Origin of the sequence: Streptomyces capillispiralis (assembly GCF_007829875.1) — a bacterium.
Taxonomy (GTDB): domain Bacteria; phylum Actinomycetota; class Actinomycetes; order Streptomycetales; family Streptomycetaceae; genus Streptomyces; species Streptomyces capillispiralis.
The window spans coordinates 2,422,629-2,446,461 of the sequence record NZ_VIWV01000001.1 but is presented as its reverse complement, the minus strand read 5'-3'; the positions used below and the strand labels follow the sequence as shown (position 1 = coordinate 2,446,461).

At 72.0% G+C, this 23,833-nt stretch carries 20 protein-coding genes; 17 read left to right on the top strand and 3 right to left on the bottom strand.

Going from position 1 to position 23,833, the window contains the following annotated elements; translation table 11 throughout:
• Positions 1 to 132 precede the first annotated feature (132 nt).
• From FHX78_RS09930 to serA, 4 genes are all read left to right on the top strand, one after another.
• Complete coding sequence (locus FHX78_RS09930) at positions 133 to 1,980, top strand: acetolactate synthase large subunit (RefSeq protein ID WP_145867081.1); 1,848 nt, start codon at positions 133 to 135, stop codon at positions 1,978 to 1,980.
• A gap of 37 nt (positions 1,981 to 2,017) precedes the next feature.
• Positions 2,018 to 2,542 (top strand): acetolactate synthase small subunit, encoded by a 525-nt coding sequence (gene ilvN, locus FHX78_RS09925; RefSeq protein ID WP_030216544.1) that lies wholly within the window; start codon positions 2,018 to 2,020, stop codon positions 2,540 to 2,542.
• Positions 2,543 to 2,641: 99 nt separating this feature from the next.
• Positions 2,642 to 3,640, top strand: coding sequence for a ketol-acid reductoisomerase (gene ilvC, locus FHX78_RS09920; RefSeq protein ID WP_145867080.1), 999 nt, complete (start codon positions 2,642 to 2,644; stop codon positions 3,638 to 3,640).
• Positions 3,641 to 3,906: 266 nt separating this feature from the next.
• A complete protein-coding gene (gene serA, locus FHX78_RS09915; RefSeq protein WP_145867079.1) occupies positions 3,907 to 5,496 on the top strand; it encodes a phosphoglycerate dehydrogenase in 1,590 nt (529 codons plus the stop codon).
• Between the two features lie 170 nt (positions 5,497 to 5,666).
• On the opposite strand, the gene FHX78_RS09910 is transcribed toward serA, so the two are convergent.
• The gene (locus tag FHX78_RS09910; RefSeq protein ID WP_189908718.1) at positions 5,667 to 6,887 is read right to left on the bottom strand and encodes a PucR family transcriptional regulator; all 1,221 of its coding nucleotides are present in this window, start codon (positions 6,885 to 6,887) and stop codon (positions 5,667 to 5,669) included.
• 138 nt (positions 6,888 to 7,025) lie between these two features.
• Between FHX78_RS09910 and FHX78_RS09905 the strand changes: the two genes are divergently transcribed.
• From FHX78_RS09905 to FHX78_RS09885, 5 genes are all read left to right on the top strand, one after another.
• Positions 7,026 to 7,952 (top strand): proline dehydrogenase family protein, encoded by a 927-nt coding sequence (locus FHX78_RS09905; protein WP_145867077.1) that lies wholly within the window; start codon positions 7,026 to 7,028, stop codon positions 7,950 to 7,952.
• 35 nt (positions 7,953 to 7,987) lie between these two features.
• Positions 7,988 to 9,619, top strand: coding sequence for an L-glutamate gamma-semialdehyde dehydrogenase (gene pruA, locus FHX78_RS09900; RefSeq protein ID WP_145867076.1), 1,632 nt, complete (start codon positions 7,988 to 7,990; stop codon positions 9,617 to 9,619).
• 305 nt (positions 9,620 to 9,924) lie between these two features.
• Positions 9,925 to 10,056, top strand: coding sequence for a hypothetical protein (locus FHX78_RS37915; protein ID WP_106979167.1), 132 nt, complete (start codon positions 9,925 to 9,927; stop codon positions 10,054 to 10,056).
• A gap of 67 nt (positions 10,057 to 10,123) precedes the next feature.
• The gene (locus FHX78_RS09890) at positions 10,124 to 11,167 is read left to right on the top strand and encodes a 3-isopropylmalate dehydrogenase (RefSeq protein WP_145867075.1); all 1,044 of its coding nucleotides are present in this window, start codon (positions 10,124 to 10,126) and stop codon (positions 11,165 to 11,167) included.
• Positions 11,168 to 11,418: 251 nt separating this feature from the next.
• Entirely contained in the window at positions 11,419 to 12,507 is a 1,089-nt protein-coding gene (locus FHX78_RS09885) for a branched-chain amino acid aminotransferase (protein ID WP_145867074.1), read from the top strand.
• Here the strand turns inward: FHX78_RS09885 and FHX78_RS09880 are convergent.
• Positions 12,504 to 12,740, bottom strand: a complete 237-nt coding sequence (locus FHX78_RS09880) for a pentapeptide repeat-containing protein (protein ID WP_167531729.1) — start codon at positions 12,738 to 12,740, stop codon at positions 12,504 to 12,506. The two genes, FHX78_RS09885 and FHX78_RS09880, sit on opposite strands and share 4 nt — an antisense overlap.
• 105 nt (positions 12,741 to 12,845) lie before the next feature.
• Here FHX78_RS09880 and ureA point away from each other — a divergent pair, with 105 nt between their 5' ends.
• The 7 genes from ureA to FHX78_RS09845 all read left to right on the top strand — a co-directional run bounded on the left by ureA (position 12,846) and on the right by FHX78_RS09845 (position 21,629).
• On the top strand, positions 12,846 to 13,526 hold the full coding sequence (ureA, locus tag FHX78_RS09875) for an urease subunit gamma (RefSeq protein WP_145867072.1): 681 nt from the start codon (positions 12,846 to 12,848) through the stop codon (positions 13,524 to 13,526).
• Positions 13,523 to 15,193: an urease subunit alpha gene (locus tag FHX78_RS09870; protein WP_145867071.1), complete on the top strand. Its 1,671-nt coding sequence runs from the start codon at positions 13,523 to 13,525 to the stop codon at positions 15,191 to 15,193. The genes ureA and FHX78_RS09870 overlap by 4 nt, the downstream gene beginning before the upstream one ends.
• Positions 15,194 to 15,201: 8 nt before the next feature.
• Positions 15,202 to 16,242 (top strand): agmatine deiminase family protein, encoded by a 1,041-nt coding sequence (locus FHX78_RS09865; RefSeq protein ID WP_145867070.1) that lies wholly within the window; start codon positions 15,202 to 15,204, stop codon positions 16,240 to 16,242.
• A gap of 17 nt (positions 16,243 to 16,259) precedes the next feature.
• Positions 16,260 to 16,859 (top strand): TetR/AcrR family transcriptional regulator, encoded by a 600-nt coding sequence (locus FHX78_RS09860; protein WP_145867069.1) that lies wholly within the window; start codon positions 16,260 to 16,262, stop codon positions 16,857 to 16,859.
• A 173-nt stretch (positions 16,860 to 17,032) separates the two neighbouring features.
• The gene (locus tag FHX78_RS37910) at positions 17,033 to 18,316 is read left to right on the top strand and encodes a TolB family protein (RefSeq protein ID WP_145867068.1); all 1,284 of its coding nucleotides are present in this window, start codon (positions 17,033 to 17,035) and stop codon (positions 18,314 to 18,316) included.
• Positions 18,317 to 18,618: 302 nt separating this feature from the next.
• On the top strand, positions 18,619 to 20,223 hold the full coding sequence (gene cimA / locus FHX78_RS09850; RefSeq protein WP_145867067.1) for a citramalate synthase: 1,605 nt from the start codon (positions 18,619 to 18,621) through the stop codon (positions 20,221 to 20,223).
• 83 nt (positions 20,224 to 20,306) lie between these two features.
• Entirely contained in the window at positions 20,307 to 21,629 is a 1,323-nt protein-coding gene (locus FHX78_RS09845) for a hypothetical protein (protein WP_145867066.1), read from the top strand.
• Between the two features lie 113 nt (positions 21,630 to 21,742).
• Here the strand turns inward: FHX78_RS09845 and FHX78_RS09840 are convergent, their stop codons facing one another.
• Complete coding sequence (locus FHX78_RS09840; RefSeq protein WP_145867065.1) at positions 21,743 to 22,360, bottom strand: YceI family protein; 618 nt, start codon at positions 22,358 to 22,360, stop codon at positions 21,743 to 21,745.
• A gap of 138 nt (positions 22,361 to 22,498) precedes the next feature.
• Between FHX78_RS09840 and FHX78_RS09835 the strand changes: the two genes are divergently transcribed.
• Positions 22,499 to 23,824 carry a glycosyltransferase gene (locus FHX78_RS09835; protein ID WP_145867064.1) on the top strand — a complete coding sequence of 442 codons (1,326 nt, stop codon included), beginning with the start codon at positions 22,499 to 22,501 and terminating at the stop codon, positions 23,822 to 23,824.
• Positions 23,825 to 23,833: the final 9 nt, after the last annotated feature.

The window sequence follows — 23,833 nt, the reverse complement described above, 5'->3', positions numbered from 1 at the left end:
CCCACCTCCCGGCGCGCTCCCCTCGCTTGCCTTACGGCACGAGGGGTTTTTTGTTGCACAGGCACCTGTCGAGCAGCACGCGTAACCCGTACAAACCTCGCAAAAACCCTCAGCATCGAGAAGAGAATGCCGATGACCGAGCAGGCCTCCGGGGCCCCTCACCCTCAGCCGCGGCCCCGATCCGGAGGACAGTCCGCCCCCGTCGAGCACGTCACGGGCGCGCAGTCCCTCATCCGCTCTCTCGAGGAGGTCGGCGCCGACACGGTATTCGGCATTCCCGGCGGCACGATCCTTCCGGCCTACGACCCGCTGATGGACTCCACCCGGGTGCGCCACGTGCTGGTCCGGCACGAGCAGGGCGCCGGCCACGCGGCCACCGGTTACGCGCAGGCCACCGGCAAGGTCGGCGTCTGCATGGCGACCTCCGGCCCCGGCGCCACCAACCTGGTCACGCCGATCGGCGACGCGCACATGGACTCCGTGCCGCTGGTCGCGATCACCGGCCAGGTCGTCTCCAAGTCGATCGGCACGGACGCCTTCCAGGAGGCGGACATCGTCGGCATCACCATGCCGATCACCAAGCACAGCTTCCTGGTCACCAAGGCCGAGGACATCCCGCGGGTGATCGCCCAGGCGTTCCACATCGCCTCCACCGGCCGCCCCGGCCCGGTGCTGGTCGACATCCCCAAGGACGTCCTCCAGGCGAAGACCACCTTCTCCTGGCCGCCCACCATGGACCTGCCCGGCTACCGGCCCGTCACCAAGCCGCACGCCAAGCAGATCCGCGAGGCCGCCAAGCTGATCACCGCCGCGAAGCGGCCGGTCCTCTACGTCGGCGGCGGCGTCCTCAAGGCGCGGGCCACCGCCGAGCTGAAGGTCCTCGCCGAACTCACCGGAGCGCCCGTCACCACCACCCTGATGGCGCTCGGCGCGTTCCCCGACAGCCACCCGCTGCACGTGGGAATGCCGGGCATGCACGGTTCGGTCACCGCCGTCACCGCGCTGCAGAAGGCCGACCTGATCGTCGCCCTCGGAGCCCGCTTCGACGACCGCGTCACCGGCAAGCTGGACAGCTTCGCCCCGCACGCCAAGATCGTCCACGCCGACATCGACCCCGCCGAGATCGGCAAGAACCGCGCCGCCGACGTGCCGATCGTCGGTGACGCCCGCGAGGTCATCGCCGACCTCGTCCAGGCCGTCCAGAAGGAGCACGCCGAGGGTCACCACGGCGACTACACCGCCTGGTGGAACGACCTGAACCGCTGGCGCGAGACCTACCCCCTCGGCTACGACCTGCCCCAGGACGGCTCGCTCTCCCCGCAGCAGGTCATCGAGCGCATCGGGCAGCTCGCGCCCGAGGGCACGGTGTTCGCGGCGGGCGTCGGCCAGCACCAGATGTGGGCCGCGCACTTCATCGCGTACGACAAGCCCGCCACCTGGCTGAACTCCGGCGGCGCCGGAACCATGGGCTACGCCGTCCCGGCCGCCATGGGCGCCAAGACCGGCGCGCCCGACCGCACCGTCTGGGCGATCGACGGCGACGGCTGCTTCCAGATGACCAACCAGGAACTCACCACCTGCGCCCTGAACAACATCCCGATCAAGGTCGCCATCATCAACAACGGCGCCCTCGGGATGGTCCGCCAGTGGCAGACCCTCTTCTACAACCAGCGGTACTCCAACACGGTGCTGCACTCCGGTCCCGACGACGTCAACCCGGAGGCCAGGGGCACCCGCGTCCCCGACTTCGTGAAGCTGTCGGAGGCCATGGGCTGTTACGCGATCCGCTGCGAGGACCCGGCCGACCTCGACAAGGTCATCGAGGAGGCGAACTCCGTCAACGACCGTCCGGTCGTCGTGGACTTCATCGTCCACGAGGACGCGATGGTGTGGCCGATGGTCGCCGCCGGCACCTCCAACGACGAGATCATGGCCGCCCGGGACGTCCGCCCCGACTTCGGCGACAACGAAGACGACTGACAGCCGTCAGGACTTTCAGGAGCAGAGGAAGCAGATCATGTCCAAGCACACGCTCTCCGTCCTGGTGGAGAACACCCCGGGCATCCTGGCCCGGATCGCCGCCCTGTTCTCGCGCCGCGGCTTCAACATCGACTCGCTCGCGGTCGGCGTCACCGAACACCCCGACATCTCCCGCATCACCATCGTGGTGAGCGTCGAGGAGTTCCCGCTGGAGCAGGTCACCAAGCAGCTCAACAAGCTCGTCAACGTGCTGAAGATCGTCGAACTCGAACCCGGGCAGGCGGTCCAGCGCGAACTCGTTCTGGTGAAGGTGCGCGCGGACAACGAGACGCGCTCCCAGATCGTCGAGATCGTCCAGCTGTTCCGCGCCAAGACCGTGGACGTCTCGCCGGAGGCCGTGACCATCGAGGCCACCGGAAGCAGCGACAAGCTGTCCGCCATGCTCAAGATGCTGGAGCCGTTCGGCATCAAGGAGCTCGTCCAGTCCGGCACGATCGCGATCGGCCGCGGTGCCCGCTCGATCACGGACCGGTCGCTGCGCGCCCTGGACCGGTCGGCGTAACACCCGGCCGGCCGCCCGTATGCCGAGACCCGAAACCTTCCCCTCCCCCCACCGTCATACGGTGGGACGCAACACCTGCACTCAAGGAGAGAACCCAAAGTGGCCGAGCTGTTCTACGACGCCGACGCCGACCTGTCCATCATCCAGGGCCGCAAGGTCGCGGTCATCGGGTACGGCAGCCAGGGCCACGCCCACGCCCTGTCGCTCCGTGACTCGGGTGTCGACGTGCGCGTCGGTCTGCACGAGGGCTCCAAGTCCAAGGCCAAGGCCGAGGAGCAGGGCCTGCGCGTGGTGACCCCGTCCGAGGCCGCCGCCGAGGCCGACGTCATCATGATCCTGGTCCCGGACCCGATCCAGGCGCAGGTCTACGAGGAGCACATCAAGGACAACCTGAAGGACGGCGACGCGCTGTTCTTCGGCCACGGCCTGAACATCCGCTACGGCTTCATCAAGCCCCCGGCCGGCGTGGACGTCTGCATGGTCGCCCCCAAGGGCCCGGGCCACCTGGTGCGCCGTCAGTACGAGGAGGGCCGCGGCGTCCCCTGCATCGCGGCCGTCGAGCAGGACGCCACCGGCAGCGCGTTCGCGCTGGCCCTGTCGTACGCCAAGGGCATCGGCGGCACCCGCGCGGGCGTCATCAAGACGACCTTCACCGAGGAGACCGAGACCGACCTGTTCGGTGAGCAGGCCGTCCTCTGCGGTGGCACCGCGGCGCTGGTCAAGGCGGGCTTCGAGACGCTGACCGAGGCCGGTTACCAGCCGGAGATCGCCTACTTCGAGTGCCTGCACGAGCTGAAGCTGATCGTGGACCTCATGTACGAGGGCGGCCTGGAGAAGATGCGCTGGTCGATCTCCGAGACCGCCGAGTGGGGCGACTACGTCACCGGTCCGCGGATCATCACCGACGCCACCAAGGCGGAGATGAAGAAGGTCCTCGCCGAGATCCAGGACGGCACCTTCGCCAAGAACTGGATGGACGAGTACCACGGCGGTCTGAAGAAGTACAACGAGTACAAGCAGCAGGACTCCGAGCACCTGCTGGAGACCACCGGCAAGGAGCTGCGCAAGCTCATGAGCTGGGTCGACGAGGAGGCGTAAGCCTCATGGCCGAGGGGCCGGAGCGGCATGCTCCGGCCCCTCGGCCGAACCCGGGGTAACGTCGGTGGTACGGCGTTGTCCATCCCGTCCTGCCACGGACGGGTGATCCTTCCGAAGCGGCGTAAGACGACGCCCCCGGCGCCACTAGACTGCTGCACTACATACGCGTCAGGCCCACAGCGTCGTGCGTCTTCCACGCGGCTAGCACTTCTTCACCGCCTGCGGCCGTCGGGACGGCCGTCCGCATTGGACTTGTGAGGACTCACGTGAGCTCGAAACCCGTCGTACTCATCGCTGAAGAGCTGTCGCCCGCCACCGTCGACGCACTCGGGCCGGACTTCGAGATCCGCCAGTGCAACGGCGCGGACCGCGCGGAACTGCTCCCGGCCATCGCCGACGTGGACGCGATCCTGATCCGCTCGGCCACCAAGGTCGACGCCGAGGCGATCGCCGCCGCGAACAGGCTCAAGGTCGTCGCCCGCGCCGGCGTCGGCCTCGACAACGTCGACGTCTCCGCCGCCACCAAGGCCGGCGTGATGGTCGTCAACGCCCCCACCTCGAACATCGTGACCGCCGCCGAGCTGGCCTGCGGTCTGATCGTCGCCACCGCCCGCCACATCCCGCAGGCCAACGCCGCGCTGAAGAACGGCGAGTGGAAGCGCAGCAAGTACACGGGCGTCGAGCTCGCCGAGAAGACCCTCGGTGTCGTGGGCCTGGGGCGGATCGGCGCCCTCGTCGCGCAGCGGATGTCCGGCTTCGGCATGAAGGTCGTCGCCTACGACCCCTACATCCAGCCCGCGCGGGCCGCGCAGATGGGCGTCAAGGTCCTGTCGCTGGACGAGCTGCTCGAGGTCTCCGACTTCATCACCGTCCACCTGCCGAAGACCCCCGAGACCGTCGGCCTCATCGGCGACGAGGCGCTGCGCAAGGTCAAGCCGAGCGTGCGCGTCATCAACGCCGCGCGCGGCGGCATCGTCGACGAGGAGGCGCTGTACTCGGCGCTCAAGGAGGGCCGGGTCGCCGGCGCCGGCCTGGACGTGTACGCCAAGGAGCCGTGCACCGACTCCCCGCTCTTCGAGTTCGACCAGGTCGTCTGCACCCCGCACCTCGGTGCCTCCACCGACGAGGCGCAGGAGAAGGCCGGTATCGCCGTCGCCCGCTCGGTGCGCCTCGCGCTCGCCGGCGAGCTGGTCCCGGACGCGGTGAACGTGCAGGGCGGGGTCATCGCCGAGGACGTCAAGCCGGGTCTGCCGCTCGCCGAGCGCCTCGGCCGGATCTTCACCGCGCTCGCCGGTGAGGTCGCGGTCCGCCTGGACGTCGAGGTGTACGGCGAGATCACCCAGCACGATGTGAAGGTGCTGGAGCTGTCCGCCCTCAAGGGTGTCTTCGAGGACGTCGTCGACGAGACCGTGTCCTACGTCAACGCCCCGCTGTTCGCCCAGGAGCGCGGCGTCGAGGTGCGGCTGACCACCAGCTCGGAGTCGGCCGACCACCGCAACGTGGTCACCGTGCGCGGCACCCTCTCCGACGGCGAGGAGATCTCCGTCTCCGGCACGCTGGCCGGCCCCAAGCACGTCCAGAAGATCGTCGCCGTCGGCGACTACGACGTGGACCTCGCCCTCGCCGACCACATGGTCGTCCTGCGCTACGAGGACCGTCCGGGTGTCGTCGGCACCGTGGGCCGCATCCTCGGCGAGGCGGGCATCAACATCGCCGGCATGCAGGTCGCCCGGGCGGCGGTCGGCGGCGAGGCGCTCGCCGTGCTGACGGTCGACGACACGGTGAACCCCGCGGTGCTGGGCGAGCTGGCCGCGGAGGTCGGGGCGACCTCGGCGCGCTCCGTCAACCTGGTCTGAGGCGACCGGGGGCCCCGCCCCCGGCCGAACGGACTCACACGCCGGACGGGCTGAGCGGATCAGCCCGTCCGGCGTTTTCCGTGGGCGCCTGCACCCGCACCCGCCGCAGCCCGGCCACCGCCAGCCCCGCCGCCCCGGCGACCGCGGCCCCCTGATCGAGGCCGCCGCCGCTACAGGCGGTGCGCCTTGAGCGCCATGTGCAGCAGCAGGCGGTCCTCCCCGTCGTCCAGGTCCAGGCCGGTGAGCCGCTCGACGCGGGACAGGCGGTAGTACAGCGTCTGCCGGTGGATGCCCAGCTCGGCGGCGGTCCGGCCGGCCTGGCCCGCGCAGTCCAGGTAGACCTCGGCGGTGCGGGCGAGTTCGGTCTGCGCGGGGGAGAGCAGGGGGCCGACGGCGGGGTCGTGGGCGGCCCCCGGCGGCAGCGCGGTCAGCAGCCGGAAGGGGCCGATCGACGCCCACCGGGCGACCGGTCCGAGCCGGGGTTCGGCCAGCGCCGCCCGCGCCGACGCCGACGCCTCCTCCCACGCCGTGCCCAGGTCGGCGAGGCCCGCGCGGGGCGCGGCGATCCCGGCGGCCACCGGGGGGCCGTTCCGGTGTCCCGCCCGCTCCAGCAGCCGTGAGGCCGCCGTCGTCGCCGGGGCCAGTACGTCCGTCGCGCGCAGCCGCAGCAGCAGGGCGAGCGACAGGGAGGTGGCGCCCCAGGGCAGGGTGCACAGCGCCGTCGCGCCCGGGACCGTACGCACCGACGGGGCGTCGTCGGGGTCGGCGGAGGGCCAGGGGGCGACACAGACCACCGTGTGCAGGCCCTCGGCGCGGCCGCCGAGGGCGGTGCGCAGCTCGGCGACCGCCATCTCCCGCTGCCAGTCCCGGTCGGCCGTGAGCACCGCCCGCAGTTCCCGGGTGAGGTCGGCGCCGTGCTGCGCCTCGTCCGCGAGCAGCGCCCCGATCCGCGCCGTCACCCCCATGGCCGCGCCGAGCTGCTGCTCCGAGGGGCCCGGCTCGTCCTCCAGCAGCCAGACGTAGCCGAGGGCGACCCCCCGATGGCGTACCGGAAGGCAGATCCGTCCCCGGTGCACTCCCGCCTCCGGGGTGCGCGGGATGCGGACCGGGCCGGTGGCGCGGGTGATGCCGAAGCCCTCGAACCAGGAGCGGACGGCGGCCGTCGAACGGCGGGTCAGGATCGAGCGGGCGCGCACCGGGTCCAGCGCGGACGGATCGAGGTCGCCCTCGCTGTCGTACGCGCCGAAGGCGATCAGCTCGAAGTCACGGTTCTCCAGGGTCGCCGGAGCGCCGAGCAGCTCCGAGATCTCGTCCACCAGCTCCTGGTAGTCATCCCTGTATTCCGACGTCACCCGGGCATTCTGCCGCAAAACCGGGAGCCCTTCATACATCTGTCTGAGATCTTCGGCAGGGATGCGTGACAGCTGTCGATGGCCGACGATCGGGGGGATCCTTAGGTTTCACGGTGGTTCTCCGTGCCGTACCCGAATGGTCGGGTGACGGCCTCATGCAGCTTGTGGAGGTGCCCCGTGCTGGGTCCCGTGATTCTTGCCGCGTCGCGCAGCGACCGTATGCGACGCCTGGTCTCGGCGGCCCCGGTGACCAGGCCGGTCGTCGACCGCTTCATCCCCGGCGAGACCGTGGACGAGATCCTGCCGATCATCCGGGAGCTCACGGGCGACGGCCTGGAACTCACCATGGACGTCGTCGGCGAGGACATCACCACCCCCGGGCAGGCCGCCGCCGCCCGCGACGCCTACCTGGAGCTGATCGACCGGCTGAAGCCGCTGGAGCTCGGCACCCGCGCCGAGATGTCGGTGAAGCTGTCGATGTTCGGCCAGGCACTGGACGGCGGCCACGAGCTGGCCCTCGCCAACGTCCGCCCGGTCGTCGAGGCCGCCGCCGAGATCGGCACCACGGTCACGCTGGACGCCGAGGACCACACCACCCTCGACTCGATGTTCGCCATCCACGAGGAGCTGCGCAAGGACGTCCCCCAGACCGGCTGCGTCATCCAGGCCTACCTCTTCCGCACCGAGGAGGACGCGCGCCGCCTCGCCGCGAACGGCAGTCGCGTACGGTTGGTGAAGGGGGCCTACAAGGAACCCGCCGAGGTCGCCTACCAGCAGAAGCACGAGATCGACAAGGCGTACGTGCGCGTCCTGCGGACGCTGATGGACGGCGAGGGCTACCCGATGATCGGGTCCCACGACCCGCGCCTGATCTCCATCGCCCAGGAGCTCGCCCACCGCGCCGGACGCAAGCCCGACGAGTACGAGTTCCAGATGCTGTACGGCATCCGCAGCGACGAGCACCTGCGGCTGGCCGCCGAGGGCCACCGCATGCGCGTCTACACGGCCTACGGCACCGACTGGTACGGCTACTTCATGCGCCGCCTCGCGGAGAAGCCGGCCAACCTGCGCTTCTTCGTCCGCAGCATGATCACCAAGGGCTGACACCACACCGCTCAAGTCAAGGAGTTACGGAACCCATGGACGCTGTGACCCAGGTCCCCACCCCCGTCAACGAGCCGGTGCACGGCTACGCCCCCGGGACGCCCGAGCGCGCCCGGCTGGAGGCCAAGCTCAAGGAGCTGGCCGACAACCCGATCGACCTCACCTGCACCATCGGCGGGGAGCGCCGGATGGGCGGCGGCGAGGCCTTCCAGGTCGTCCAGCCGCACAACCACAGGGCCGTGCTCGGCACCTACCGCAACGCCACGCAGCAGGACGCCCAGGACGCCATCGACGCGGCGCTGGCCGCCGCGCCCGCCTGGCGCGCGATGTCCTTCGACGACCGCGCGGCGATCATCCTGCGCGCCGCCGAGCTGCTGGCCGGTCCCTGGCGCGAGACCATCGCCGCCTCCACCATGCTGGGCCAGTCCAAGACCGCCCAGCAGGCCGAGATCGACAGCCCCTGCGAGCTGGTCGACTTCTGGCGCTTCAACGTCCACTACGCGCGCGGCATCCTGGCCGAGCAGCCCCCGGCCAACTCGCCGGGCGTGTGGAACCGCCTGGACCACCGCCCGCTGGAGGGCTTCGTCTACGCGATCACGCCGTTCAACTTCTCGGCGATCGCGGCCAACCTGCCGACCGCGCCCGCGCTGATGGGCAACGTCGTCGTGTGGAAGCCGTCTCCGACGCAGACCCACGCCGCCGTGCTGCTGATGCGGCTGCTGGAGGAGGCCGGTCTGCCCAAGGGCGTCATCAACCTGCTCACCGGTGACGGCATCGCCGTCTCCGAGGTCGCCCTGGCCCACCGCGACCTGGCCGGCATCCACTTCACCGGCTCGACCAAGACCTTCCAGCACCTGTGGAAGACGGTCGGCAACAACATCGAGAAGTACCGCACCTACCCGCGCCTGGTCGGTGAGACCGGCGGCAAGGACTTCGTCGTCGCCCACCCGAGCGCCGACCCCGCGATCCTCAAGACCGCGCTGACCCGCGGTGCCTTCGAGTACCAGGGCCAGAAGTGCTCGGCGACCTCCCGGGCGTACATCCCGGCGTCGATCTGGAACTCCGGCTTCAAGGAGGAGTTCGCGGCGGAGGTCGACGGCATCAGGATGGGTGACGTCACCGACCTGTCCAACTTCATCGGCGCCGTCATCGACGAGCGGTCCTTCGCCAAGAACAAGGCCGCCATCGACCGCGCCAAGGAGGACGCCTCCTGCACCGTCGTCGCGGGCGGCACCTACGACGACTCCGAGGGCTGGTTCGTCCGCCCGACCGTCATCGAGTGCACCGACCCGGAGAACGAGGTGTTCCGCACCGAGTACTTCGGCCCGATCCTCGCGGTGCACGTCTACGAGGACGACAAGTACGACGAGATGCTGACCCAGATGGAGTCCGTCTCCGACTACGCGCTGACCGGCTCCGTCATCGCGAACGACCGCGCGGCGGCGGCGTACACGATGGACAAGCTGCGCTACGCGGCCGGCAACTTCTACATCAACGACAAGTCGACCGGCGCCGTCGTCGGCCAGCAGCCCTTCGGCGGCGGCCGTGCCTCCGGCACCAACGACAAGGCCGGCGCCCCGCAGAACCTGATGCGCTGGACCCTGACCCGCGCCATCAAGGAGACGCTGGTCCCGCCGACCGACTACACCTACCCGCACATGGGCTGACGCCCACCCGACCCCGGACGGGCCAGGTCTCCCCCCGACCTGGCCCGTCCGGCGTTTCCGCAGGCGGGACGGGTGCGGCCGGGGCCGCCGTCTCAGATAGTAGGAAGTCCGAGTAATTGTGGAGACAGGCGCTCCACGCTCCCTTAGTTTTGTAGGAGCCGAACGTCTCGCTCGACCGGGCGAAGGGCGGTAGTGGGCCGGGCCCGCGCAGGCAACCCCTGCGGCCCGGGGCTCCCCGTCCCATCCGGCATCTCGCACACCTCCCTTTTCCCGTGCGCCCCGCATGCCGAAGGAGCCGATGACCCATGGCCGAGACGACCGTCCGCCGCCGCGTCCGCCACACCCCCCGCACGAGCGAGTCCGACCGCAAGAATGCCGCCGCCGCCCTCCAGCGCGCCCTCGACCGCAGGGACAACGGCGGCTCGACCGGCCACTGAACCGATCACGGCGTCCGTATGCCGGACGGTGCATGTCATCCCGTGGGACGAGGAGTAGGGTGCCCGCATGTCTCGCAGCATCAATCTCGCAGTGATCCCCGGTGACGGCATCGGCCAGGAGGTCGTGGCCGAAGGCCTGAAGGTCCTCTCCGCCGTCCTTCCGCAGGATGTGAAGCTGGAGACCAGGGAGTACGACTTCGGCGCCAGGCGCTACCACGCCACCGGTGAGACCCTCACCGACGCCGACCTCGACGACCTCAAGCGGCACGACGCCATCCTGCTCGGCGCCATCGGCGACCCGTCGGTGCCGTCCGGCGTGCTCGAGCGCGGCTTCCTGCTCAAGCTCCGCTTCGCCTTCGACCACCACGTCAACCTGCGTCCGTCGAAGCTCCTCCCGGGCGTCGCCACCCCGCTCGCCGGGCAGCCGGAGATCGACTTCGTCGTGGTCCGCGAGGGCACCGAGGGCCCGTACACGGGCAACGGCGGCACCATCAGGAAGGGCACGCCGCACGAGGTCGCCACCGAGGTGTCGGTCAACACCGCCTTCGGTGTCGAGCGCGTGGTCCGCGACGCCTTCGCCCGCGCCCAGGCCCGCCCGCGCAAGAAGCTCACGCTGGTCCACAAGAACAACGTGCTGACCTTCGCCGGCCACCTGTGGACGAACATCTTCAACCAGGTGGCCGAGGAGTTCCCCGAGGTCACCACCGACTACATCCACGTCGACGCCGCGACGATCTACCTCGTCACCGACCCGGCCCGCTTCGACGTGATCGTCACCGACAACCTCTTCGGCGACATCATCACCGACCTCGCCGCGGCCGTCTCCGGCGGCATCGGCGTCGCGGCCTCCGGGAACATCAACCCGGACCGCGTGTACCCGTCCATGTTCGAGCCCGTGCACGGCTCGGCCCCGGACATCGCCGGCCAGGGCAAGGCCGACCCCAGCGCCACGGTCCTGTCCGTCGCCCTCCTGCTGCGCCACCTCGGCCACGACGCCGAGGCGGCCCGTATCGAGGACGCCGTCTCCGCCGACCTCGCGGAGCGCGGCGACCTGCCCGCCCGCAGCACCTCTCAGATCGGCGACGCGCTCGCCGCACGAGTAGCCGGCTGACCCGGCGCGCTCACTCGACACCACTCGAAGCCGCCGGGCCGCATCCGCTCCCGGCGGCTTCCGCATGTCCCCGCCGGGTGCCACCATCGACCAACGGGCCGCATTCACCCTGTTTCTTCCGCCGTCGCCCCCGGGCGATAATCGGACACGGAGCCGCGGAATGAGGGAATGCTCGGACGTCCTAGTACTGGCCACCGGCCGTGCGGGCGTGTGCGCGGCCCGTCACTACAACCGGTGAAGGACAACCACTCATGACGACGCCCACGATCGAGCTCAAGCCCTCGGCGAACCCGCTCTCGGACGCAGAGCGCGAGGCGATCCTGGCCAGCCCCGGCTTCGGCCGCCACTTCACCGATCACATGGTGACGATCAAGTGGACCGAGGGCCGCGGCTGGCACGACGGCCAGCTCGTCCCGTACGCGCCGATCTCCCTCGACCCCGCCACCACCGTCCTGCACTACGCGCAGGAGATCTTCGAGGGCCTGAAGGCCTACCGGCAGCCCGACGGCTCCGTCGCCACCTTCCGCCCGGAGAAGAACGCCGAGCGTTTCCAGCGCTCCGCCCGGCGCCTCGCCATGCCCGAACTGCCGGTCGAGACCTTCATCGAGGCGTGCGACGCCCTGGTCGCCCAGGACAAGGCGTGGGTGCCGGCGCACGGCGGCGAGGAGTCCCTCTACCTGCGCCCCTTCATGATCGCCACCGAGGTCGGCCTCGGCGTCAAGCCCGCCAACGAGTACCTGTTCCTGGTGATCGCCTCCCCGGCCGGCGCCTACTTCCCGGGCGGTGTGAAGCCGGTCTCCATCTGGGTCTCCGAGGACCGGGTCCGCGCCGTCCCCGGCGGCATGGGCGACGCCAAGACCGGCGGCAACTACGCCGCCTCCCTGCTCGCCCAGGCCGAGGCCGCCACCAAGGGCTGCGACCAGGTCTGCTACCTCGACGCCGTGGAGCACACCTGGGTCGAGGAACTGGGCGGCATGAACCTGTACTTCGTGTACGGCGACAAGATCGTCACCCCGGCTCTCAGCGGCTCCATCCTGGAGGGTGTCACCCGTGACTCCCTGCTGGGCGTCGCCCGCGACCTCGGCTACGAGGCCGTCGAGGACCGGGTCTCCGTCGACCAGTGGCAGCGCGACTCGGAGAACGGCACCCTCACCGAGGTGTTCGCCTGCGGCACGGCGGCCGTCATCACTCCGGTCGGCACGGTCAAGCGGGCCGGCGCCGAGTGGCGGCAGAGCGGCGGCGAGCCCGGCGAGGTCACCGTCCGGCTGCGCCAGGCCCTCCTCGACATCCAGCGCGGCACCGCCGAGGACAAGCACGGCTGGATGCACCGCCTCGGCTAGTCCGCGCCGCGCCACACCGCGCCGCGCCACACCGCGCCGCGCCACACCGCGCCGCGCCACACCGCGCCGCGCCACACCGCGCCGCGCCACACCGCGCCGCGCCACACCGCGCCGCGCCACACCGCGCCGCGCCACACCGCGCCGCGCCACACCGCGCCGCACCGCAGCGCTCGTCCGTCAGGGCCGTTCCCGACTTCCGTGTCGGGGCGGCCCTGACGGCGTTCTGCGCGCACCTGGTCAATTGAGTGTCGCTCAAGAGGTTCAGCGCCGCATATTTGCATCTTTCCCCAGCGTGTTTAGAGTGGTGCTCAAATATCGTCCCGGGCGAGGAGGGCCCCGTGCGACTGACCCCCACCGAGCGCGACCGGCTGCTGCTGTTCTCGGCCGCCGAACTGGCCCGGGCCCGCCGGGCGCGCGGACTGCGGCTCAATGTGCCGGAGGCCACCGCGCTCGTCGCCGACACGGTGTGCGAGGCAGCCCGCGACGGCGCCCGCCTGGCCGAGGCGATCGAGCGCGCGCGGTCGGTGCTCGGCCCGGACGACGTCCTTCCGGGCGTCGCCGACGTCGTCACCGAGGTCCATGTCGAGGCCGTCTTCGACGACGGCTCCCGGCTCGCGGTGGTTTCGGACCCCATCGGCGGCGGACTGGGGGAGCGGGGCCCGGGCGCGCTGCTTCCGGGGCCCGCACACACCGAGCCCGAGCCGGACGTCCGGCTGACCGTCACCAACACCGCGACCGTGCCGGTCTCCGTGACCTCGCACTTCCACTTCTTCGAGGCGAACCCGCGGCTCGACTTCGACCGCTCCACGGCCTACGGCATGCGGCTCGCCGTACCCGCCGGGTCCTCGGTGCGCTTCGGCCCGGGGCAGAGCGTCGAGGTCGGTCTGGTGCCGATCGGGGGCGACCGCGTCGTGATCGGCTTCGCCGGACTGGTCGACGGGGAACTGGACGCGCCGGGAGCGAAGGAGGAGGCCCTGCGCAGGGCCGCCGCCTGCGGATACCTGGGGGTGCGGCGGTGAATCCGTACGCGTACGCCGGAGCGCACGGCCCGCGCGCGGGCGACCGCGTCCGGCTCGGCGACTCGGGACTGGTGATCCGGGTCGAGTCCGACTCCCAGCGCCACGGCGACGAGTTCCTCGCCGGCTTCGGCAAGACGGCCCGCGACGGCCTGCACCTCAAGGCCGCCGCCGTCCGCGACACCTGCGACGTCGTCATCAGCAACGTCGTCGTCGTCGACGCGGTGCAGGGCATCCGCAAGGTCTCCATCGGCATCCGCGAGGGCCGGATCAGCGGGATCGGGCGCGCGGGCAACCCGGACACCCTCGACGGGGTGGACGTCGTCGTCGGCACGGGCACCTCGATCGTCTCCGGTGAGGGGCTGATCGCCACCGCCGGGGCCGTCGACACCCACGTCCACCTGCTGTCGCCGCGGATCATGGAGGCGTCGCTCGCCTCCGGGGTGACCACGGTCATCGGGCAGGAGTTCGGGCCGGTGTGGGGCGTCGGCGTCAACTCGCCCTGGGCGCTCCGGCACGCGTTCGGCGCCTTCGACGCCTGGCCGGTCAACATCGGCTTCCTCGCCCGGGGTTCCTCCTCCCGCCCGGCGCCACTGGTCGAGGCGCTGGCCGAGGGCGGGGCCTCCGGCTTCAAGGTGCACGAGGACATGGGCGCCCACACCCGGGCGCTGGACACGGCGCTGCGCGTCGCCGAGGAGCACGACGTGCAGGTCGCCCTGCACAGCGACGGACTGAACGAGTGCCTGTCCGTCGAGGACACCCTGCGCGTCCTGGAGGGCCGCACCATCCACGCCTTCCACATCGAGGGCTGCGGCGGCGGACACGTCCCCAACGTGCTGAAGATGGCGGGCGTCCCGAACGTCATCGGCTCCTCCACCAACCCCACCCTGCCCTTCGGCCGGGACGCCGTCGCCGAGCACTACGGCATGATCGTCTCCGTCCACGACCTCAAGACCGACCTGCCCGGCGACGCCGCCATGGCCCGCGACCGCATCCGCGCCGGGACCATGGGCGCCGAGGACGTCCTGCACGACCTGGGCGCCATCGGCATCACCTCCTCCGACGCGCAGGGCATGGGCCGCGCGGGGGAGACGGTCCGCCGCACCCTCGCCATGGCCGGGAAGATGAAGGCCCAGTTCGGCGCACCCGGGGACCACGACAACGAACGCGTCCTGCGCTACCTCGCCAAACTGACGATCAACCCCGCCATCGCGCACGGCCTCTCCCACGAGATCGGCTCCATCGAGCCCGGCAAGCTCGCCGACATCGTCCTGTGGCGGCCCGAGTACTTCGGCGCCAAACCCCAGCTCGTGCTGAAGTCCGGCTTCCCCGCGTACGGCTTCACCGGCGACCCCAACGCCGCCACCGACACCTGCGAACCCCTCGTCCTCGGCCCCCAGTTCGGGGCACACGGCGCCACCCCCGCCGACCTCTCCGTCGCCTTCGTCGCACAGGCCGCCCTCGACCAGGGACACGACACGATGCCCACCCGGCGCCGCCGGGTCGCCGTGCGCGGCACCCGCGGCATCGGCCCCGCCGACCTGCGCCGCAACACCCGTACCGGAACCGTCGACGTGGACCGGCACACCGGTCTGGTCACCCTCGACGGGGAACCGCTGCGCTCGGAGCCGGCCGACTCCGTCTCCCTCAACCGCCTCTACTTCCTCTGAGGACCCGCATGAACACGCCCGCCTCCGACGGCTTCCGCATGCCCGCGGAGTGGACCCCGCACGAACGCACCTGGATGGCCTGGCCCGGCCCCAACGACACCTTCGCCGACGCCGGGGAACTCGCCGCCGCCCGCGCCGCCTGGGCGGACGTGGCCCGCGCCGTGCGCCGCTTCGAACCGGTGACGGTGGTGTGCGGCCCCGGACAGTCCGCCGGGGCGCGCGCCCTGCTCGGACCCGGCGTGGACACCGTCGAACGGGACCTCGACGACGCCTGGATGCGCGACATCGGGCCCACCTTCCTCACCGACGGGCGCGGCGCGCTGGCCGCCGTCGACTGGACGTTCAACGGCTGGGGCGCCCAGGAGTGGGCCCGCTGGGAGCACGACGCGAAGATCGCCGCGCATGTCGCCGACCTCGCCGGGGCGCGGACGTACACCTCCCGGCTCGTCAACGAGGGCGGCGGCATCCACGTCGACGGCGAGGGCACGGTGCTGCTCACGGAGACGGTGCAGCTCGGCCCCGAACGCAACCCCGGCTGGACGAAGGAGCAGGCCGAGGCGGAGGTCCACGCCCAGCTCGGCACCCGCAAGGCGATCTGGCTGCCGCGCGGCCTCACCGCGGACTACCCCCCGTACGGCTACGGCACCCTCGGGCACGTCGACATCGTCGCCGCGTTCGCCGGGCCCGGCGTGGTCGTCGCCCACCGGCAGCCGGACCCCGCCCACCCCGACCACGAGGTGAGCGAGGAGGTCATCGGGCTGCTGCGGTCGCAGACCGACGCGCGCGGCCGCCGCCTGGAGGTGGTCGAGGTGCCCGCGCCGACCGCCCTGGAGGCCGACGGCCACTGGGCCGACTACTCCTACATCAACCACTACGTCTGCAACGGCGGCGTCGTGCTCTGCGCCTTCGGTGACCCGCGCGACGAGAGCGCCGCCGCCCTCTTCCGCCGCCTGTACCCCGGACGCACGGTGGTGCCGGTCGACGCGCGTACGATCTTCGCGGGTGGCGGCGGCATCCACTGCGTCACCCAGCAGCAGCCGAGGATCTAGCGGGAGCGGGCAGCGGGATGGCGGGAGGACGCAGACAGGCTCCGCCGCGCGAGGACGTGCTCGCCGCCGCCATGGCGATGATCGCCGAACGCGGCCTGGAGCAGCTGACCATGGCGGCGCTCGGCCGCGAGGTCGGCATGAGCAGCGGGCACCTGGTCTACTACTTCGGCTCCAAGGACGAGTTGCTGCTGCGGACCCTGGAGTGGAGCGAGGGCCGCCTCGGCGCCGAACGCGCCCGGCTGCTCGCCCGCCCCGCCCCCGCCCGCGACCGCCTCGACGCCTACGTCGGCCTGTACGTCCCCGACGGCCACCGCGACCCGCACTGGACGCTGTGGCTGGAGGTGTGGAACCGCTCGCAGAACGCCGGCGCCGACGCACGCGACCGGCAGGCCGCCATCGAGGGCGCCTGGCACCGCGACCTGGTGGCGCTGCTCGCCGAGGGCGTCTCCCGGGGCGAGTTCCGCCGCGTCGACCCCGACCGCCACGCCGCCCGGCTGCGCGCCCTGCTCGACGGCCTGTCCATCCATGTGGCGATCGGCCTGCGCGGCACCGACCGCCCCCAAGTCCTTGATCACGTACGGGAGTTCCTCGCCGAAACGCTCCTCGCGGACGCCTGAACCCGCGCCCCGGTTGTCCTCCCAACAGGCGATTGACCGGCCCGCCGGAGGTGCGGTTGGCTCGGACGAGCCCTCGGCGCGGGGCCGGGGGAGCAGCGTCCACGGGGACACGGGACACGGGGCACGGGGACGCGAGGACACGGGAAATCCGGGGGAGAGCCATGCACAGAGCCATGCACGCAGGCATGCGGGGGGCGTCCGTCGCGGTGATCGCGGGGGCGATGGTCGCGCTGTCGGCGACCTCGGCGGCACCGGCACCGGGACCGGCGCCGGAGACCGAGCGGGTCACGCTGTCGGCGACGGGGGAGCAGGGCGACGGCGCCGCGTACGGGCCCCGGCTGAGCGCCGACGGGCGGTTCGCGGCCTTCGGCGCGGACGCGGCCAACCTGGTGCCCGGCGACACCAACGGGGCCACGGACGTCTTCGTGCGCGACCTGCGCCGGGGGACGGTCGAGCGGGTCAGTGTCGGCCGGGACGGCGCGCAGGCCGACGGCGGGTCGTCCGCGCTGGGCATCAGCGCCGACGGGCGGTACGTCCTGTTCCGCTCCCGGGCCCGGAACCTGGTGCACTGGGACACTCCGCCGGCGGACGCCGGGGCCCACGACATCTACCTGCACGACCGGCGCACCGGCCGCACCGGGCGGATCAGCGTGGGCCTCGACGGGGGCTCCGCCTACGCGGGCGGCGCCGTCATGTCGGCGGACGCCCGGTACATCGCCTTCAACGCCAAGGCCGACCGCATGGAGACCGGCCCCGGCGACCTGTTCGGGGCCGTGTACCTGCTCGACCGGCGCACCGGTGCCGTGGAGCGGATCAGCAACCGCGACCGGCCGACGAACCCGGCGGGCCTGGACGGCATCAGCGCCGACGGCACCTTCGTGATGTACACCCAGTCGGTGCCGCGCAGCGGGTACGGCGCCACCTGGGTGCACGACCGCCGCACCGGCACCGAGGAGCAGGTCAACGTCCGGCCGGACGGCACGCCCGCCCAGCGGTACGCCATGCCCGCCTCGCTCTCCGCCGACGGCCGCACCGTGGCGTTCCAGTACTGGGGCGACGACCTGGTCCCGGGCGAGGAGCCCGGCGACACCGTCCACCTGTACGTCCGTGACCTGCGGACGGACGTCACCCGGCGCGTCGATCCCGGCCCCGACGGCGAGTACGGGCCGCACGACCCCGTGCTCAGCCCGGACGCCCGCCACCTGGCCTACGCGGCGGAGCCGCGGCTCGCGGACGGACGGCTCGGGCCGTCCAACGTCTACCTGCGCGACCTGCGCACCGGCGGCACGCGGCTGATCAGCGAGTCCGTCGCCTCGGGGCCCGTGACGGACGCCCCGGTGACGGTGTCCTGGGTGGGCGCCGGCGCCCGGCGGATCGGCCTCGGCAGCGGGTCCGCCCAGCTCGTACCGGACGACACCAACGGCCAGTACGACGGCTTCGTGCGCCGTCCGCGCTGACCACGCACCGCCCGCATCCTGAGACGGATCGTGAGCGCGGGGGCGGCTTGTGCCAAACTGCCCCCGTGCTCTCGTTCGCCACGATTATTGGCAGCAGGCGCGCCGGTCCGCAGTGACCGCACGTACGACACGGTACGGGCGGACACCGTCGTCCTCGACCCGCGCGCAGACCTCTCGCACCCGCGAGGGGTTTTTCTGTTTCCTGGCCCACCCGCAGCCGGGAACGGGGCGCAAGGGACCATGGGGGAACGGTGGAACCGGTCATTCCGGTAGACCGAGATCAACTCAGGAGCCTTCAGACCATGACCGCAACCAGCGAGCCCGACGACTCGTTCCACGTCTTCGACACCACCCTGCGCGACGGCGCCCAGCGCGAGGGCATCAACCTCACGGTCGCCGACAAGCTCGCCATCGCCCGGCACCTGGACGAGTTCGGCGTGGGCTTCATCGAGGGCGGCTGGCCCGGCGCGAACCCCCGTGACACGGAGTTCTTCGCCCGGGCCCAGCAGGAGATCGAGTTCCGGCACGCGGCGCTGGTCGCCTTCGGCGCCACCCGCCGCGCCGGCACCACCGCCGAGCAGGACCCCCAGGTCAGGGCGCTCCTCGACTCCGGCGCCCAGGTGATCACGCTGGTCGCCAAGTCCCACGACCGGCATGTCGAGCTCGCCCTGCGCACCACCCTCGACGAGAACCTGGAGATGGTCCGCGACACCGTGTCCTTCCTCAAGGGGCAGGGCCGCCGCGTCTTCGTCGACTGCGAGCACTTCTTCGACGGCTACCGCGCCAACCCCGAGTACGCCAAGGCGGTGGTACGCGCCGCGTCCGAGGCCGGCGCCGACGTCGTCGTCCTGTGCGACACCAACGGCGGCATGCTCCCGGCGCAGATCCAGGCCGTGGTCGCCACCGTGCTCGCCGACACCGGCGCCCGGCTCGGCATCCACGCCCAGGACGACACCGGCTGCGCGGTCGCCAACACCCTCGCCGCCGTCGACGCGGGCGCCACCCACGTCCAGTGCACGGCCAACGGCTACGGCGAGCGGGTCGGCAACGCCAACCTCTTCCCCGTCGTCGCCGCCCTGGAACTCAAGTACGGCAAGAAGGTCCTGCCCGAGGGACACCTGCGCGAGATGACCCGCATCTCGCACGCCATCGCCGAGGTCGTCAACCTCACGCCCTCCACCCACCAGCCCTACGTCGGCGTCTCCGCCTTCGCGCACAAGGCCGGCCTGCACGCCTCCGCGATCAAGGTCGACCCGGACCTGTACCAGCACATCGACCCCGAGCAGGTCGGCAACACCATGCGGATGCTGGTCTCCGACATGGCCGGCCGCGCCTCCATCGAGCTCAAGGGCAAAGAACTCGGCATCGACCTCGGCGGCGACCGGGAACTGGTCGGCCGGGTCGTCGAGCGGGTCAAGGAGCGCGAACTCAAGGGCTACACCTACGAGGCCGCCGACGCCTCCTTCGAACTGCTGCTGCGCGCGGAGGCCGAGGGCAGGCCGCTGAAGTACTTCGACGTCGAGTCCTGGCGCGCGATCGTCGAGGACCGCCCCGACGGCACCCACGCCAACGAGGCCACGGTGAAGCTGTGGGCCAAGAGCGAGCGCATCGTCGCCACCGCCGAGGGCAACGGCCCGGTCAACGCCCTGGACCGCGCCCTGCGCGTCGCCCTGGAGAAGATCTACCCTCAGCTCGCCGCGCTGGAGCTGGTCGACTACAAGGTCCGCATCCTGGAGGGCAAGCACGGCACCCAGTCCACGACCCGGGTGCTGATCTCCACCTCCGACGGGGCGGGGGAGTGGTCCACGGTGGGGGTCGCGGAGAACGTCATCGCCGCGTCCTGGCAGGCCCTGGAGGACGCCTACGCCTACGGGCTGCTGCGGGCCGGCGTGGAGCCGGCGGCCTAGGAACCCGCCCGGCAGGGGTCCCGCCGGAAACCCCTGCCGGTCCGGATGTCCGTTTCCGGCCGGATTCAGGTAGCTTCGAACGTATGAAGGACGCGCTGACGCGTACCCTCGTACGCCTGCTGATCGTGCCGGTGGCCGCCGCCCTGGCGGTCCTGATGGCCGGTGCGCCCGGGGCGCAGGCGGCCACGGACCTCTCGGTCGTCGCCCAGGAACTGCGCGAGCGCCCCGTCTACGTCGACCCCGAGGCCCGGGACATCCTGGCCGAGTCCGACGCCGAGGCCCTCGCCGACAAGATCGAGGACGCCGACAAACCCGTCTTCGTGGCGGTGCTCCCGGCGGACTACCCCACCGAGAACCTCTTCCGGAACCTGCGCACCGAGACCGGTGTCACCGGTCTGTACGGCATCCGCCTCGGCGACGAGTTCGACGCGCGCGCCGACAGCAGCGTGCTCAGCCGCGACGGCGTGCGGAACCTGGTCACCGCCGTGCAGGGCGCCGGTGACGCCAAGGCCCAGCTCAACGACTTCGTCGACGACGCGCTGCGCAACACCGGCGGCTCGGCGCCGGGCTCCTGGAGCGAGGGGTCCGGCGGCGACGTCCCGGTCGGCGGGCTGATCACCGTCGGAGCGGTGCTGGCGGCCGGCGGCGTGGGCGCGTACACCCTGGTCCGCCGCAACCGGCGGCGCCACGAGGAGGAGCAGCGGGCCGCGCTGGAGCGGCTGCGGGTGGTGGTCGACGAGGACATCACCGCGTTCGGCGAGGAACTCGACCGCCTCGACTTCCACCCCGCCGAACCCGGCGCGGACGACGCGATGCGCGCCGACTACGAGCACGCGCTGGACGCCTACGAGCGGTCCAAGTCCTTCATGGCCGCGGCCCGCAAACCGGAGGACGTGCGGGCCGTCACCCAGGCCGTGGAGGACGGCCGCTTCGCCCTCGTCTCGCTGGCCGCCCGCCGGGAGCGCCGCCCGCTGCCGGAGCGCCGGCCGCCCTGCTTCTTCGATCCCCGCCACGGCCCGTCGGTGGCCGACGCGGCCTGGACGCCGCCCGGCGGTGCCGCACGCGAGGTCCCGGTGTGCGCGGCCGACCGGGCCCGTATCGCCGACGGCCTCGACCCGGCCGTGCGCGAGGTCGACACCGACTACGGCCGCCGCCCCTACTGGGACGCGGGTCCCGCCTACGGCCCCTGGGCGGGCGGCTACTTCGGCGGCGGGCTGCTGCCCGGCCTGCTCGTCGGCACCATGCTCGGCGGCATGATGGCCGGCCCCGGCTACGCGGCCGACTACGGCGCGGGATACGGCGACTTCGGCGGCTACGGCGGCGGCGACGTCTCCGGCGCGGACTTCGACAGCGGTGACTTCGGCGGCGACTTCGGCGGTGGGGGCGACTTCGGTGGCGGCTTCTGAACGGCCGGCCGTCCGCGGTCCCCGGGCACGCCGAGCGCCCGCCCTTCCGGATGGTGACCGGCTGGGCGGGCGCGCTCAGGGGGTGGCGCCGGCGGGGGCGCCGTCGGCGGGGGTCAGGCGGTCTTGCGGATCGCCGAGATGTCGAAGTTCAGCTTGATCTTGTCGGAGACCAGGACGCCGCCCGTCTCCAGCGCCGCGTTCCAGGTCAGGCCCCACTCGGAGCGCAGGATCTCCGCCTTGCCCTCGAAGCCGACGCGCTCGTTGCCGAAGGGGTCCGTGGCGGCACCGTTGAACTCGAGGTCGATGGTGAGCGGCTTGGTGGTGCCCAGGATGGTCAGGTCACCGGTGATGCGGTAGTCGTCGCCACCGAGGGCCTCGGCCCGGGTGGAGCGGAACGTCATGGCCGGGAACTCGTCGGTCCGGAAGAAGTCCGCGGTCTTCAGGTGGCCGTCACGGTCGGCGTTGCCCGTGTCGATGCTGTCCATCACCACGTCGAGGGTGGCCGTGGACCGCGACGGGTCCGAGCCGTCGAGCTGGAGCGTGCCGGTGAAGTCCTGGAAGCCGCCCTTGACGTTGGTGACCATGGCGTGCCGCGCGACGAAGCCGATCGTGCTGTGCGCGGGGTCGATCGTGTACTCGCCGGTCAGCGCGGCGAGGTCCGGGTTGACGGCGGGAGCGGCGGTCGCGGTGGCGGTGGCGGTTGCGTCGTTCTTGCGGCCGAAGATGCCCATGGTGTTCCTCCTGAGGAGATCATGTTGAATGTTCAACTAGTCCAACGAGGTCCACCGTAGACCTATTCCCTTCAACGTTCAACATCTTTGGCGAAGTCGGCGTGATTGAGCCGCCCGGCCGGGTGGTACCCGCAGTCCGTGCCCTCGGTAGCGGTCCTGGTGGAGCTGCTGCGGCGCGACACGTCGGGCGGCCATGTGAAGTGCTGGGAACACTTCGCGCACAGCGCCGCCCGCCTCCCCGAGCGCCTGCCCGTCGACCGCGACGGCACCCCGCTCGACCTGACCGTCTACTTCCTCGGCGACCGGGAGCACGTGGAACCGCTGGGCCCGCACGTCCGGCTCGTCATGCTCCGGCCGGTGCTCAGCACGGCCGCGATCCGGTCGGCCGACAGCGCCGAGGACGTCTGCGACCTCGCGCCCTGGCATCCGCGCCTCGCGGCCCTGCTGCCCCGGCACGACGTCTGGCACCTCACCCACAGCTTCGCCTTCGCCACCACCGCCGTACGGCTGGACCGCCACGCGGCCCGCCGGTCCGCCCCCCGGCCCCGGCTCATCGGCTCGGTGCACACCGACGTCCCGCTGCTGGCCCCCGTCTACGCCCGCTACCTCGCCGACCGCTGGCTGCCCGGCACCCACCCGCGCGCCGACGACCTCCTCGCCCGCCGCGCGGAGACCCGGCTGCGCCGCCGCCGGGACCGGCTGCTGGCCCACTGCGAACGCGTACTGGTCCCGACCCCCGAAGGACGCGCGGAACTCGCCCGCACCCTCGGCCCGCACCGCGTGGCCCCGCTGCGCCGCGGCATCGACCACGACCTCTTCCGGCCCGACCCCACCGCACGCGCCCGGCTCGCGCGCGAGTACGGCGTACCGGCCGACCGCCCGCTGGTGCTGTTCGCCGGCCGGCTCGACGCCACCAAGGGAGTGCCGCTGCTGGCCGAGAGCGTCCGGCTGCTGCGCGCCCAGGGCACAGCCGCACACCTGGTCATGGCCGGTTCGGGCGCCGAGGAGGACACCGTGCGCCGGCTGCTCGGACCGGACGTCACCCTGCTCGGGCCGCTCCCGCAGGACCGGCTGGCCCGGGTGTACGCGGGCTGCGACGTCTTCGCCTTCCCGTCCCGCACGGAGACCAGCGGCAACGTCGTCGCCGAGGCGATGGCGTCGGGCCTCGCGGTGGTCCTCCCCGAGGGCGCGCGCACCACCCGCTGGCTCACCGCACCCGGCCGGGACGGCGTCGTCGTCCCCCGGGACGACCCCCTGGCCTGGGCGGACGCCCTGCGCCCGCTGCTCGACCGCCCCGCCGCACGCGAGGCGGTACGGCACCGGGCGGCCGCGACGTCCAGGACCAGCCACCCCACCTGGGACCGGGTGCTGGCGGAGGACCTCCTGCCGGTCTGGTCCCGCCCCGCCCGGACACCCCGGCGCGCCCCGAGGGCCGGCCGCGCCTCCGGCACCCACGCCCCGTGACCGGACACC

What these genes read in the sequence shown, in the direction of transcription:
- FHX78_RS09930 (WP_145867081.1), top strand. Translation starts at nt 133, where the DNA reads ATGACCGAGCAGGCCTCCGGGGCCCCTCACCCTCAGCCGCGGCCCCGA.
- ilvN (WP_030216544.1), top strand. Translation starts at nt 2,018, where the DNA reads ATGTCCAAGCACACGCTCTCCGTCCTGGTGGAGAACACCCCGGGCATC.
- FHX78_RS09910 (WP_189908718.1), bottom strand. Translation starts at nt 6,887, where the DNA reads ATGTATGAAGGGCTCCCGGTTTTGCGGCAGAATGCCCGGGTGACGTCG.
- pruA (WP_145867076.1), top strand. Translation starts at nt 7,988, where the DNA reads ATGGACGCTGTGACCCAGGTCCCCACCCCCGTCAACGAGCCGGTGCAC.
- FHX78_RS37915 (WP_106979167.1), top strand. Translation starts at nt 9,925, where the DNA reads ATGGCCGAGACGACCGTCCGCCGCCGCGTCCGCCACACCCCCCGCACG.
- FHX78_RS09890 (WP_145867075.1), top strand. Translation starts at nt 10,124, where the DNA reads ATGTCTCGCAGCATCAATCTCGCAGTGATCCCCGGTGACGGCATCGGC.
- FHX78_RS09885 (WP_145867074.1), top strand. Translation starts at nt 11,419, where the DNA reads ATGACGACGCCCACGATCGAGCTCAAGCCCTCGGCGAACCCGCTCTCG.
- FHX78_RS09865 (WP_145867070.1), top strand. Translation starts at nt 15,202, where the DNA reads ATGAACACGCCCGCCTCCGACGGCTTCCGCATGCCCGCGGAGTGGACC.
- FHX78_RS09860 (WP_145867069.1), top strand. Translation starts at nt 16,260, where the DNA reads ATGGCGGGAGGACGCAGACAGGCTCCGCCGCGCGAGGACGTGCTCGCC.
- FHX78_RS37910 (WP_145867068.1), top strand. Translation starts at nt 17,033, where the DNA reads ATGCACGCAGGCATGCGGGGGGCGTCCGTCGCGGTGATCGCGGGGGCG.
- cimA (WP_145867067.1), top strand. Translation starts at nt 18,619, where the DNA reads ATGACCGCAACCAGCGAGCCCGACGACTCGTTCCACGTCTTCGACACC.
- FHX78_RS09845 (WP_145867066.1), top strand. Translation starts at nt 20,307, where the DNA reads ATGAAGGACGCGCTGACGCGTACCCTCGTACGCCTGCTGATCGTGCCG.
- FHX78_RS09840 (WP_145867065.1), bottom strand. Translation starts at nt 22,360, where the DNA reads ATGGGCATCTTCGGCCGCAAGAACGACGCAACCGCCACCGCCACCGCG.